Origin of the sequence: Streptomyces sp. NPDC005263 (assembly GCF_042872365.1) — a bacterium.
Classification (GTDB): domain Bacteria; phylum Actinomycetota; class Actinomycetes; order Streptomycetales; family Streptomycetaceae; genus Streptomyces.
This window is the reverse complement of record NZ_JBIAKJ010000002.1, coordinates 1,166,782-1,178,893: the sequence shown is the minus strand read 5'-3', so window position 1 is coordinate 1,178,893 and position 12,112 is coordinate 1,166,782. Positions and strand designations below refer to the sequence as shown.

Annotated in this window: 12 protein-coding genes; 5 read left to right on the top strand and 7 right to left on the bottom strand. The window is 71.7% G+C overall.

Annotated elements, in window-relative coordinates; translation table 11 throughout:
• Window positions 1–313: 313 nt before the first annotated feature.
• The 3 genes from ACFYRY_RS12550 to ACFYRY_RS12540 form a co-directional block, all read right to left on the bottom strand.
• A complete protein-coding gene (locus ACFYRY_RS12550) occupies window positions 314–703 on the bottom strand; it encodes a DUF3040 domain-containing protein (RefSeq protein WP_389143136.1) in 390 nt (129 codons plus the stop codon).
• A gap of 287 nt (window positions 704–990) precedes the next feature.
• Window positions 991–1,761, bottom strand: coding sequence for a class I SAM-dependent methyltransferase (locus ACFYRY_RS12545; protein WP_389143133.1), 771 nt, complete (start codon window positions 1,759–1,761; stop codon window positions 991–993).
• A 274-nt stretch (window positions 1,762–2,035) separates the two neighbouring features.
• Window positions 2,036–2,602, bottom strand: coding sequence for an SAV_6107 family HEPN domain-containing protein (locus tag ACFYRY_RS12540; protein WP_389143131.1), 567 nt, complete (start codon window positions 2,600–2,602; stop codon window positions 2,036–2,038).
• 167 nt (window positions 2,603–2,769) lie between these two features.
• Here ACFYRY_RS12540 and ACFYRY_RS12535 point away from each other — a divergent pair, with 167 nt between their 5' ends.
• The 5 genes from ACFYRY_RS12535 (at window position 2,770) to ACFYRY_RS12515 (ending at window position 8,827) form a co-directional block, all read left to right on the top strand.
• Entirely contained in the window at window positions 2,770–3,507 is a 738-nt protein-coding gene (locus tag ACFYRY_RS12535; protein ID WP_389143128.1) for an ATP-binding cassette domain-containing protein, read from the top strand.
• On the top strand, window positions 3,479–5,563 hold the full coding sequence (locus ACFYRY_RS12530; protein ID WP_389143125.1) for a YhgE/Pip family protein: 2,085 nt from the start codon (window positions 3,479–3,481) through the stop codon (window positions 5,561–5,563). Before ACFYRY_RS12535 ends, ACFYRY_RS12530 begins: the two co-directional genes overlap by 29 nt.
• A 47-nt stretch (window positions 5,564–5,610) precedes the next feature.
• Window positions 5,611–6,240, top strand: a complete 630-nt coding sequence (locus ACFYRY_RS12525) for a TetR/AcrR family transcriptional regulator (protein ID WP_389143122.1) — start codon at window positions 5,611–5,613, stop codon at window positions 6,238–6,240.
• A 402-nt stretch (window positions 6,241–6,642) separates the two neighbouring features.
• Entirely contained in the window at window positions 6,643–7,257 is a 615-nt protein-coding gene (locus ACFYRY_RS12520; RefSeq protein WP_389143120.1) for a DUF4126 domain-containing protein, read from the top strand.
• 67 nt (window positions 7,258–7,324) lie between these two features.
• Complete coding sequence (locus ACFYRY_RS12515; RefSeq protein WP_389143117.1) at window positions 7,325–8,827, top strand: phytoene desaturase family protein; 1,503 nt, start codon at window positions 7,325–7,327, stop codon at window positions 8,825–8,827.
• 31 nt (window positions 8,828–8,858) lie between these two features.
• On the opposite strand, the gene ACFYRY_RS12510 is transcribed toward ACFYRY_RS12515, so the two are convergent.
• The 4 genes from ACFYRY_RS12510 to ACFYRY_RS12495 form a co-directional block, all read right to left on the bottom strand.
• A complete protein-coding gene (locus ACFYRY_RS12510) occupies window positions 8,859–9,815 on the bottom strand; it encodes a hypothetical protein (RefSeq protein ID WP_389143114.1) in 957 nt (318 codons plus the stop codon).
• A 56-nt stretch (window positions 9,816–9,871) separates the two neighbouring features.
• Window positions 9,872–10,795, bottom strand: a complete 924-nt coding sequence (metF, locus tag ACFYRY_RS12505) for a methylenetetrahydrofolate reductase [NAD(P)H] (protein WP_389143111.1) — start codon at window positions 10,793–10,795, stop codon at window positions 9,872–9,874.
• A gap of 126 nt (window positions 10,796–10,921) precedes the next feature.
• Complete coding sequence (gene thiE, locus ACFYRY_RS12500; protein WP_389143108.1) at window positions 10,922–11,575, bottom strand: thiamine phosphate synthase; 654 nt, start codon at window positions 11,573–11,575, stop codon at window positions 10,922–10,924.
• A 117-nt stretch (window positions 11,576–11,692) separates the two neighbouring features.
• Window positions 11,693–12,064, bottom strand: a complete 372-nt coding sequence (locus tag ACFYRY_RS12495) for an Rv2175c family DNA-binding protein (RefSeq protein ID WP_389143105.1) — start codon at window positions 12,062–12,064, stop codon at window positions 11,693–11,695.
• Between the last annotated feature and the right edge of the window lie 48 nt (window positions 12,065–12,112).

Below are 12,112 nucleotides of genomic sequence, written 5' to 3'. Positions count from 1 at the left end.
GGCCGTCTCCTGGGGTCCCCTCAGCTGAGACGGGCTCCGCGGCACAGGCTCCACAACACAGCGGCACACGCTCCACAGCACAGGAGCGGGCCCCGGGTCGATGTGGCCCGGGGCCCGCTCCTGTCCGTCCGCTCTGTCCGTCCGCTCCTGTCCGCCCGCTCCTGTCCGTCCGAAGAGGCTCAGCCGTCCACGCCCGTGACGAGGCCGCTGCGTACCCGATGCGGACCGGGATGTGTGCCGCGGGCATACGTGAGGGGGTGACCACCCATCGGATGGTCACCCCCTCACCTGTCTGTGAGAGCTGTTTCCCGAGCTAATGGCCCTGTTCGTCGCGGCGCCGCTGCCAGCGCTGTTCGATCCTGTCCATCATGGAGCGCCGTTGCCGTCCCTGACTGCGGGCCTGTGGGCCACCAGCGGGCTGTTCGCCCGGCTTGGGGGCCTTGCGCCAGCCGGTCACCGCGAGCACCGCACAACCAAGCATGACCAGGAAGCCCACCACACTGAGCCAGACCTGCTTGGCGACCATTCCTGCCATGAGGAGCGCGATACCCACGAGGAAGCCCGCGACCGCCTGGTAGACCCGTCGCCGGGTGTACGTGCGCAGCCCGCTTCCCTCAAGCGCTGTCGCGAACTTGGGATCTTCGGCGTACAGCGCTCGCTCCATCTGCTCGAGCATTCGCTGCTCGTGCTCCGAGAGCGGCACGGAGTCCTCCTCATCGTGCAGTCGCCGGGGCGACTAGGGGGTCCCTTCAGGATAGGCAGGGAATCGCCCCCGTGAAACCCGCCCCTCTGCGCCAATTGGCCAACCGGATCCCGCCATGCAGTCCCGGCTCGCTGAAGATTCCATTCCCCAGCGGCCGACCCGTCATGCCGGGCGGTCTCCCTCGATCATACGGCGCGGCGCGCGCGATCGGGTGGCCTGTGGCGTACTCCATGTGCACTCAAGTACCTGATCAGCGAGGCGCCCCTTCACTCCGTGCAGGGGACGTCTCAGGTCTCGTCGGCCCCGCGGGTCTCGCCGAGGACATGGAGCTGGGTGGCCACGGAGTGGAATGCGGGGAGCTCGGCCGCGGCTTCCTCCAGCTTGAGCAGGGCTTCCAGGGCGCCTGGGTCGGTGTCCACCAGCACACCGGGGACGAGGTCGGCGAAGATCCGCACGCCGTGCACCGCGGCGATCCCGAGGCCCTGGCCCTCGACCAGGCCGGTGAGCTGCTCGGTGGTGAAGCGGTGCGGTACGGGGTCGCCTTCGCCCCAGCGGCCGTTCGGATCGCCGAGGGCCCGCTGGGCCTCCTTGAAGTGGCCCGCGAGGGCGCGCGCCAGCACGGCGCCGCCCAGGCCCGCGGCGAGCAGGCTGAGGACGCCCTCGGCGCGCAGGGCGGCCACCGCGTTGCGGACGCCCTCGGCGGGGTCGTCCAGGTACTCCAGGACGCCGTGGCACAGCACCGCGTCGTAAGCACCGCGCTCGACCACGTCGAAGAGGCCGTGGGCGTCGCCCTGGACGCCCCGCACCCGGTCGGCGACGTCCGCCTCGGCGGCGCGACGCTCCAGGGCGAACAGCGCGTTCGGGCTGGGGTCGACGACGGTGACACGGTGCCCGAGGCGGGCCACGGGTACCGCGAAGTTGCCGCTGCCGCCTCCGGTGTCGAGGACGTCCAGCGACTCCCGACCCGTGGCCTTGACCCGGCGGTCGAGGGCGTCCTGGAGGACATCCCAGACCACGGCGGTACGGAGGGAGGCGCGGGGGCGCATCGGGTCCGACACGGCAGTTGACTCCTCGGCGCGGCACCGCCTCTTGCGCGGCGGAGCGAACGGGGCGCCTCCCCGCCCCGGAGCACGGGAGAAGGAAGGCTTCAGGCCTTCCCCACCCTATTGCCTCCGATGCCGCGACATCGCCTCCGGTACCGCGGCCGGTCATCGCGGTGCCGCACCCGACGCCACGTCCCGAAGCCACGTCCCGACGACAGGTCACGACCGCGCCTCCAGACCGCGCCTCCCGACCGCCTCCCGTCGCGCCTGGCGGCGCGCGGTCCTCGGGTCAGCCGGCGTCCGGGAAGTCACGGTCGGCCCGGTCCTGGTCCGCCGGCTGGCCGGTGTCCTGGCGGGGCTGCGGAAGGACGGGCTGGAGCACCAGCATGCGCTCGACGAGGCGCAGGAACATCGCCGCGTCCCGTATCAGGTCGTCGGCGTCCCGGCGGCCGGCCGCGCCCTGGATGCCCGCCTCGGCCCGGGCACGGCGCCGGGCCCCGGAGGCGAACAGCGCGCTCCACTCGGTGAGTTCGGGGGCTATCTCGGGGAGCACCTCCCAGGCGCTGCGGATGCGGGCCCGGCGTCGGGGCGTGGTCTCCGGGCGCCCCCGGGCGGCGAGCACGGCCGCGGCGGTGCGCAGGGCCGCGAGGTGGGCTGTCGCGTAGCGCTCGTTCGACGTTTCCAGGGTGGCGGCCTCGTCCAGTCCGGCGCGGGCCTGGGCGAGCAGGTCGAGGGCGGCGGGCGGGGCCGTGGCACGGCGCAGCACCGGGTGCACGTCGCTCGCCGGGCCGGCCAGTGAGGGGGCAGGGCCGGTGGCGCGGCGCCGGTGTGCGGCTGCTGCGTGAGAGGTGGCCATGACGAACCTCCTGTCGTCTGACGGCACGCCCTGATACGGGATGCCGTATGTGCCCATCGTGCGGTATGGCACTGACAATCCGTTCTGACCTGGGCTTTTGCCTCAAACGAAGGTTCGAGCTACTTTTGCACTGACCAGTCAGTTCAAAAACGGAGGCAGGGGAGACTGTGGACGGCATCCGCGTCACAGCCGAGGGCTTCGGCCTCAAGGGCCCTCGCGGTTGGGCCTTCCAAGGCGTCGGCATCGACGCGGATCCCGGGTCGCTGCTCGCGATCGAGGGCTCCTCGGGCTCCGGCCGCACGAGCCTCTTGCTCGCCCTCACCGGACGCATGAGGGCCACCGAGGGGACGGCGGCCGTGGGAGCGGCCCGGCTGCCGAAGCAGTCGGCGGCGGTCCGCCGGGTCAGCGCGGTCGCGCACGTCAGCGGAGTCACCGACCTCGAACCGGCCCTGACCGTCGGCGAGCACCTGCGCGAGCGCGCGCTGCTGCAGAGGCGCTACGGCGGGCCCCTACGAGGGCTGTTGCGTCCGCGGGCGGAGCGGGCGAGCGAGTCGAAGACGCTCATCGACACCGCGCTCGCCCTGGCCGGACTCGACCTCGAGCACCTGCCCAAGGGCGCCCGGACCGCCGTACGCGATCTGGAGCGGGTCGAGGCACTGCGGCTGTCGGTGGCCCTGGCGCTCGTCGGGCGGCCGGGACTGCTCGGGGTCGACGATGTCGACCTGAAGCTGTCCGAGGCCGAACGGGCCGAGGTGTGGGCCCTGTTGACGTCGATCGCCGAGGCCGGGACAACCGTCCTGGCCGTGTGCTCGCGGGCCCCCGAAGGCGCCGTCACGGTGTCCACCCGCACGTCCGACGACCCGGAGGTGAAGGCAGATGCGCTCGCCGAAACTGGCCGCGCTTGAGTTGCGCCGCTTCGGCAGGGGGAGGCTGCCGCGCGCGGCGCTGGTCGCGTTGCTGGTGCTGCCGCTGCTGTACGGCGCCCTGTATCTGTGGTCCTTCTGGGATCCGTACGGGCAACTCGACCGCATCCCGGTCGCCCTGGTGAACGACGACCGGGGCGCGAAGGCCGACGGGACGACGCTCAGGGCCGGCGAGGACATCACCAAGGGCCTGCGCGACAGCGACACCTTCGAGTGGCACGAGGTGAGCGCCGCCGAGGCACGCGCGGGTGTGGAGGACGGCAGGTACTACCTGTCGCTGACCATGCCGGCCGACTTCAGCCGGCGTATCGCCTCCAGTTCGGGCGACTCCCCCGAGACGGGCGCGCTCCAGGTCCGCACGAACGACGCGAACAACTACATCGTCGGGCAGATCTCGCGGACGGTGTTCAGCGAGGTGCGGTCGGCCGCCTCCACCAAGGCGTCGCGATCCTTCCTGGACCGGATCTTCATCTCGTTCTCGGACATCCACGGCGAGACGGTGAAGGCCGCGAACGGGGCCGACGACCTGGAAGGCGGCATCGGCAAGGCGGAGAAGGGTTCCAAGGACCTCGCCGACGGCCTGAAGGACGCCAAGAAGGGCAGCGGCAAGCTGTCCGGGGGGCTGACCCGGCTCAACACCGGCGCCGGCGACCTGGAGGACGGCTCACGGAAGGTCGCGGAGGGCACCCGGACCCTCGCCGACCGGGTCGACGGGGTCGCGGACACGGTGGGCCCCTTCCTCGACGACAACGAGAAGACCATCGGTCACACCGCCCAGCTGGTGGCCGACTCCGCCGGGACGATCCGGCACAACCTCGACACCCTGGTCGAGACGGCCCCGACGGCCGCCAAGGGGGCGCACTCGGCCTCCGACACCCTGGACGGGGTCTACCGGACACGCTGCGAGGACCCCGTCCTGCCGGACGCCGCCTGCGCCGACCTGAAGAAGGCCCGCCAGGCCGCCGCCGACGTGGCGAAGGTCGCCGACGACGTCAACACGCTGGTCGCGGACCAGAACGGCGACCTGAAGAAGCTCGACGACCACCTCGGCACCCTCCAGGAGCAGGCCCAGGCGCTCGCCGACCGGGCCCCGCATCTCTCCGAGGACCTCGATGACGCCGTATCGAAGATCGACAAGCTGAACGAGGGCGCCGGCAAGGTCGCCGCCGGCGCGAAGGAGCTGCACAAAGGGCTCGGCACGGCCGAGACCGGCGCGTCGGACCTGGACTCGGGCGTCGGTGCCCTCAGGACCGGCGCCGAGGACCTCAGCGGCGGCATGTACAAGCTCGTCGACGGCTCCGGGAAGCTCTCCGACGGCCTGCACGACGGAGCCGGGCAGATCCCCGACTACGACAAGCGGGACCGCGACCGGCGCACCGACGTGATGGCGGACCCGGTTCAGCTGGTCTCCAGGGACCTGCACAAGGCGCCCAACTACGGCACCGGTTTCGCCCCGTACTTCATCCCGCTGTCGTTGTGGGTGGGCGCCATGGTGGCGTACATGCTGATCACGCCGATGAACCGGCGTGCGCTGGCCGCGGGTGCCCCGGCCTGGAGGATCGCGCTGGCGGGCTGGCTGCCGGTGGTGGCGATCGGCGTCCTGCAGACCGTGGCCCTGATGTCCGTGCTGCACTGGGCGATCGGCCTGGAGATGGTCCGGGCGGCCGGGACGGTGGGCTTCCTGTTCCTGGTGACGGCGTGTTTCGCGGCGATCGTGCAGTGGCTGAACGCACGCTTCGGGGCGGCGGGGCGGATCCTCGTCCTCGCCCTGCTGATGCTCCAGTTGACGTCCGCGGGCGGCACCTATCCGGTGCAGACCAGCCCGGGCTTCTTCAACGCGCTGCACCCCTTCCTGCCGATGAGCTATGTCGTGGAGGCCCTGCGCAGGCTCATCACCGGAGGCGGGCTGGGTCCGGTGTGGGAGGGGTGTGCCGTCCTGACGGCGTTCACCGCGGCGGCCCTGGCGCTGACCGCCCTGTCGGCCCGCCGCCGTCAGGTCTGGACCCTCGACCGACTGCACCCGGAGCTGACCCTGTGAGCTCTTCGGTGACTCCTCGGAGCCCGGCTCCTGTGAGAATCAGGACCATGGAAAGCAGCAGCACCACGCCGGGTGTCAGCACACGCCGCGAGGCCACCCGGCAGAAGCTCTACGAGGCGGCCGTCACGCTCATCGCCGAGCAGGGGTTCTCCGCCACCACCGTGGATGAGATCGCCGAACGCGCGGGGGTCGCCAAGGGCACGGTGTACTACAACTTCGCGAGCAAGTCCGTCCTCTTCGAAGAGCTGCTGCGGCACGGAGTGGGCCTGCTCACCGCCTCCCTGAGGGAGGCGGCCGAGCGGACCGAGCAGGACGGCGGCAGCAAGGTGGACGCCCTGGACGCCATGGTCCGCGCGGGTCTCGTCTTCATCCAGCGCTACCCGGCCTTCACCCAGCTGTACGTGGCGGAGTTGTGGCGCACCAACCGCGCCTGGCAGTCCACCCTCATGGTCGTCCGCCAGGAGGCGGTGGCGGTCGTCGAGGGCGTCCTGCGCGAGGGCGTGGGCAACGGCGAGTTCAGCGACGAGGTCGATGTCCAGCTCACCGCCGCCGCCCTGGTCGGCATGGTGCTGGTGGCCGCCCTGGACTGGCAGGCGTTCCAGCCGGAACGTTCCCTGGACGACGTGCACGCGGCGCTGTCCCGGCTGCTCCAGGGGCGGGTGAGCGGACGCCGCTGAGGCAGGCCGCCGCCCCTGCGCCGAGCACACGAGAGCGCCGGTCCGATGTGGCCGCGTCCCCCGCGGGCCACCTCGAACCGGCGCTCCCTCGTGCTCCCCCGTGCTCCCCCGATTTTTTTCCCGTGCCCCCCGCTGGGCCCCCGTTCGGTCGTCTTTCCGGGTCCCCCGTGCCTCGCTCCCGCCGACACCGGCCGGCGGAAGGAGCGGATCCGGGGCCGCTCCGTTCCGGCGCCCCGTGTCGCCGGTGCCGGAGCCGCGCCCCTTTTCCGTGCCTCCACTCTCTCGTTCACCGAGGCCGGCCCCCATCCGCGCGGGTACTCAACTCACCCCCTAGGTACGCGTACTCAGACCTGCGCACTCAGCCTCAGGCCACGGTGTCGCCAACTGGATACGATCGCGTCCGTGTCCGTACTCCCCTTGGTCTTCACCAGCGGCTGGGCCAGCGGCGTCAACGCGTACGCGGTGGTGGTGCTGCTCGGCGTGTTCGGCGCGACGGGACTGAGCGACGACGTCCCTCAGACGCTGCAACGCCCCGAGGTGCTCCTCGTGGCGGGCCTGTTGTTCCTGTGCGAGGCGGTCGCCGACAAGATCCCGTACGTCGACTCGGCGTGGGACGCGGCGCACACCGTGATCCGGCCGGTCGCCGGTGCGTGGGTCGGGGCGCTGCTGGCCGGGCAGAGCGGTTCGCTGTCCGATGTGGCGGCGGGCCTGATCGGCGGTTCGACGGCGCTGGCCAGCCACACGGTGAAGGCCGGCACGAGGATGGCGGTCAACACCTCCCCGGAGCCGTTCAGCAACATCGTGGTCAGTCTCGCCGAGGATCTCGGGGTCGGCGCGATCGTCACGTTCGCGATGTTCCATCCACAGGCGGCGGCGATCATCGCGGGCGTGGTGCTGCTCGCCGGACTCGTCGTGCTCTGCTTCCTGGTCTCCAGGATCCGGCGGTTCCTGCGCCGCAGGGCCCGGCGCCGCGAGGAGCGGCGGCTCGCGGGCGAGGCCTGGCAACCGCCCCACTGAGCCGGGGAACATCGCTGGTCACAGGCTCGCGGCCGGATTGTCGGTGGCGGCCGATAGAGTCGCGGTCATGGCACGGATTGCGGTGATCGGCGCCGGGACGGGCGCGATGGCGGCCGCCGCCCGGCTGGCCGTCGCGGGCCACCGGGTGGCGGTGTACGAGCGTACGGAGACGTACGGCGGGGCGGTGCGCCGCTTCGAGCGGGACGGCTTCTCCTTCGACACGGGCCCGGGGCTCCTCCCCCTTCCCGCGGTCTACCGCGACCTGTTCCTCAAGACCGGCAAGGAACCGCTCGAGGCCTGCGTCGAGCTGGTCCAGGTCGACCCGTCGGCACGGCACGTCTTCGCGGACGGCACCCGGCTGTCCGTGCCCAACGCCTCCCGCGCGGGCGTCGTCACGGCCCTGGACGAGGCGCTCGGGTCGGGCGCCGGGCAGCGTTGGGGCGACTTCCTGATCCGGGCCCGGGAGGCCTGGGACCGGACCCGGCGACCGCTCCTGGAGGAGCCGCTGTGGCCGAACTGGTCGGTGCTGGCCGACCGCGAGCCCTATCCGGCGGTCCCCCACAAGCGCCTGCTGCGCACCCGCAGGGCCACGACCCTCGCGGAGGTCGGCGCCTGGGAACTGCGCGACCCCCGTCTCATCGCCCTTCTGGAGAGCCACGCCCTGGCGTTCGGCCTCGACCCGCGGGTGGCCCCGGCGAGCGCGGCCGTGCTGCCGTACCTGGAGCACGCCTTCGGTACCTGGTATGTCCGCGGCGGTATACGGGAGTTGGCGCGCGCGGTGTACGAGCGGTGCGTGGCCAGGAGGGTCGAGTTCGTCTTCGGCGCCGAGGTCACCGGGGTGCTGGAGAAGGACGGCCGGGCGGCGGGAGTGGAACTCGCGGGCGGCGCGGTCGCGGAGGCCGAGTTCGTGGTGGCCGGCGTCGCGCCGGAGGTGCTGAGCCGCGTCGTCGGTCAGGCGGCGGCGCGGGGCGCGGACGAGGTGGCGCCGCAGCGCGGGCTGCCGAGCCGGATGACGGTGCTGCTGGCGCTGCGCGGCGGGCGTGGGAAGGAGGCTGCGCACCGGACCGTGGTGCACGCGCCCGACCGCGAGAGCGAGTTGGACGCTCTGTTCGCCGCGGCTCCCGCGACGCCCTGGCGTCCGACGGTGACGGTGCTGCGGCCGGACGATCCTGAACTCGTCCCGGACCCGGAGCACGAGGCCGTCACGCTGACCTCGGTGGTCCCGGCGGGCCGGCCCGGGCCCGAGGTCGTGGACGCGTACACCGAGACCATGATGAGGGCCGCCGAGCAGGCCGTACCGGATCTGCGCGAGCGCCTTCTGTGGCACGAGGTCCGTACCCCGGCCGACATCGCGGACGTGACCGGCGCGGAGGGCGGCGCCGTGCCCCCACCGGCGCTCGCCGCGGGGGACGGCCGTCTGCTGCATCCCTCCAACAGCACGGCGATACCGGGCCTGTTCACCGTCGGCGGCTGGTCACATCCGGGCGGCGGTCTGCCCCACGCCGGAATGTCGGGCGCGCTCGTCGCCGGACTGATCGTGGAGGGACCGGAGTTCCGGGGCTCTCAGTGACGACCGCGCGCGACCGTCCCTGAGAGACGCGTCAGAAGCGGTACTGCTCGTCGAACCCGTGGCCCTGGTTCTGGTCGTGGCCCTGCTGGCCGTACTGCTGCTGCTCCTGCGGGAAGTCTCCGTACGGGTCGTCGGTGCTGCGCTGTTGCGGCACCCACACCCCGCCCGCCGGGGTCTCGCCATAGCCACCGGTAGCGTACTGGTCCTGGCTGTAGCCCTGTTGCCCGTACTGCTGCTGGCCGCCGTAGGAGGTGTCGTACGCGGCACCGTCGTAGGTCTGGGTGCCGATGTACGGGTCGGAGTAGGCGGCGTACTGCTGCTGCTGTCCGGATGCGTCGTAGCCGTACTGCTGCTGGTCGTAGCCGGTGTAGCCGTCGTAGGAGTACGACTGGTCGGCGGCGGCCGTCGCGTACTGGTCCTGGGTCTGCCCGGCGGCGGCGTAGGAACCGTCGGCGGCGGCGTACCCGGAGTCGTATATGCCGTACGAGCCGGTTTCGTCGGGCATCGGCTGCGGCTCGTACACGGAGGTGGTCTCGGCGGCCGTCTGGCCGACGGGGCGGGCGGGCGTGAACACGTCGTCACGGTCGTACTCGTCGTCGCCGTAGGCATCGGTGTGCCGGCCGAAGTCGGCGTGCTGCCCGTAGTCGGCGTCGGACGCCTCGACGTCGGTGACCTCCAGGGCCGGATCCGGGCGGTCGTCCCTGCCGCGGCGCCGCTTGCTGACGTCGGCGCCCGGGCGGCTGACCGCCCAACCGGCCGCGAAGCCACGGCGGAAGGAGAGGGTGACGTAGGTCTGGCCGATCGCGAAGGCGACAGCGCCGAGTGCGATGACGGGCACCGACGGGATCAGCACGCCGAGCACGACGACGAGGAAACCGGCGAAGGCGAGCAGCCGCCAGCGCAGGCGTGCCTTGTACTGCAGCAGCACCTCGCCCAGCAGCCACAGCGCGACGACGCCGAACGCGATGTAGAGGACCGTCCAGCCCATGTACGCCCCTCTCACAGTGGCCGTTACGCAGTGTGTCGTATGCCGGTGCGACCGGTCTAGGCCTGCGGCGGGTTGTGCAGCCCCAGGTTCTCGTAGATCTCCAGCGTCGCCGTGGAGTTGTTGAGCGTGATGAAGTGCAGCCCGGGCACTCCCTCGGACAGCAGCCGCGCACAGAACTCCGTGGCGAACTCGATACCAATGGAGCGTACAGCCGCCGGATCGTCTTTGACTGTGAGGATCCGCTCTTTCAGGGCGGGCGGGAAGGACGCGTTGGTGAGGGACGGGATCCGGGCCAGCGTCTTCGCGCTGCCGATCGGCATGACCTCGGGAATGATCGGGGTCTCGCAGCCCGCGGCCGCGACCCGGTCACGCAGTCGCAGGTAGTCCTCCGGCTGGAAGAACATCTGCGTGATCGCGTAGTCCGCGCCGGCGCGGCACTTGTCGATGAAGTTGCGGACGTCCGCGTCCCAGTCGGCGGAGCGCGGGTGCATCGCGGGGAAGGCCGCGACACCGACGCAGAAGTCGCCGGACGACTTGATGAGTTCGACGAGTTCGGCGGCGTAGGTGAGGCCGTGCGGGTGCGGCACCCACTCGCCCATCGGGTCGCCGGGCGGATCGCCGCGCAGGGCCAGCATGTTGCGGATGCCGGCGTCCGCGTACTGCCCGATGATGTTGCGCAGATCGGCCACCGAGTGGTCGACCGCGGTGAGGTGGGCGATCGGGGTGAGTGTGGTGTCGGAGACGATCGCCTCGGTCGCCTTGACCGTGCCCGCGCGGGTGGAGCCGCCCGCTCCATAGGTCACGGAGACGAAGTCGGGTGCCACGGCCTCCACCCGGCGCAGCGCGTTCCAGAGGTTCCGCTCGCCCTTCGGGGTCTTCGGGGCGTAGAACTCGAACGAGTACGTCGTCTTGCCGGTCGCGAGCATGTCACGCACGGTGCGTGCGTGGTCCGACCTGGTGGATGCGGTACCGAGGGCCATACCCGCAGGTTAGTCAGGGTGCGGCGGTCCCCCAACCGGATCATGGATTTTTGACCGATTTGTCTATTTACTGTCCACCCATTGGACGGACAGATAGGACAAGCTGATCGGATGGTCGCCGGGGCCTCACGAGGCCTGGCGCAGTCGCTTCGCGAACTCGGCGGCGGCCGCTCCCGGGTCGTCCGCCTCCGTGATCGCCCGGACGACCACGACTCTGCGGGCGCCCGCCTCCAGCACCTCGTCGAGGTTGCCGAGGTCGACGCCGCCGATGGCGAACCAGGGCCGCTCGGTGCCGACGGAGGCGGTGTACCGGACCAGGTCGAGACCGGGGGCATGGCGGCCGGGCTTGGTGGGGGTCGGCCAGCACGGGCCGGTGCAGAAGTAGTCCACGCCCTCCTGGACGGCGGCCGCGGCGGCCTCCGGCCCGGCGTGCGTGGAGCGGCCGATGAGGACGTCGTCGCCGAGGATCGCGCGGGCGGCGGGGACCGGAAGGTCGCCCTGGCCGAGGTGCAGGACGTCGGCGCCCGCGGCGTGGGCGACGTCCGCCCGGTCGTTGACCGCGAGGAGCCTGCCGTGCCGGGCGCAGGCGTCGGCGAACACCTTCAGGTGCTCCAGCTCCTGAGCCGCCTCCATGCCCTTGTCCCGCAACTGCACGATGTCGACCCCGCCGGCCAGGGCGGCGTCCAGGAACTCCGCGAGATCACCCTGTCGCTCACGGGCGTCCGTGCAGAGGTACAGCCGGGCGTCGGCGAGCCGGGCGCGGGCGGTGCTGTCGGGCATGCGGAGATCCCCCCGGTGGTGGATGGCGTACGGGCCACGGCCGCGGTCGGCCACGACCGTGGCTGTCTCGAGCCACGGCCCGTACGCCGGCGATGTTCAGATCGGCAGCGTGCTGGGTCAGACGGCGAGCGCCTGGGCGCGGCGCTTCACCTCCGTGCCGCGATTCTCGCTCAGCGCCTCGGCGGGGGTTCCGGGCAGGCTCGGGTCGGGCGTGAAGAGCCACTCGAGCATCTCTTCGTCGGTGAAGCCGTCGTCCCGCAGGAGCGTCAGGGTGCCGGTGAGGCCCTTGACGACCTTCTGCTCGGCCCCGTCGATGAAGGCGGCGGGGACGTGCAGCGCGCGGTTCTCACCACGGCGTACGGCGATGAGCTGGCCCTCCTTGACCAGCTGCCGCACACGCGTCACCTCGACATCGAGCATCTCTGCGATGTCGGGGAGGGTGAGCCAGGCGGGGACGAGAACATCGATCTTTGCGTCAATCTCGGTCACGGGACAAGCGTGCCATCTCGCACTGACAGTCGGAAGTCAGAAGCGCCG

Coding starts and splice junctions, on each gene's coding strand:
- ACFYRY_RS12540 (WP_389143131.1), bottom strand. CDS start 2,602: ATGGCCACCTCTCACGCAGCAGCCGCACACCGGCGCCGCGCCACCGGC.
- ACFYRY_RS12530 (WP_389143125.1), top strand. CDS start 3,479: ATGCGCTCGCCGAAACTGGCCGCGCTTGAGTTGCGCCGCTTCGGCAGG.
- ACFYRY_RS12525 (WP_389143122.1), top strand. CDS start 5,611: ATGGAAAGCAGCAGCACCACGCCGGGTGTCAGCACACGCCGCGAGGCC.
- ACFYRY_RS12515 (WP_389143117.1), top strand. CDS start 7,325: ATGGCACGGATTGCGGTGATCGGCGCCGGGACGGGCGCGATGGCGGCC.
- ACFYRY_RS12510 (WP_389143114.1), bottom strand. CDS start 9,815: ATGGGCTGGACGGTCCTCTACATCGCGTTCGGCGTCGTCGCGCTGTGG.
- metF (WP_389143111.1), bottom strand. CDS start 10,795: ATGGCCCTCGGTACCGCATCCACCAGGTCGGACCACGCACGCACCGTG.
- thiE (WP_389143108.1), bottom strand. CDS start 11,575: ATGCCCGACAGCACCGCCCGCGCCCGGCTCGCCGACGCCCGGCTGTAC.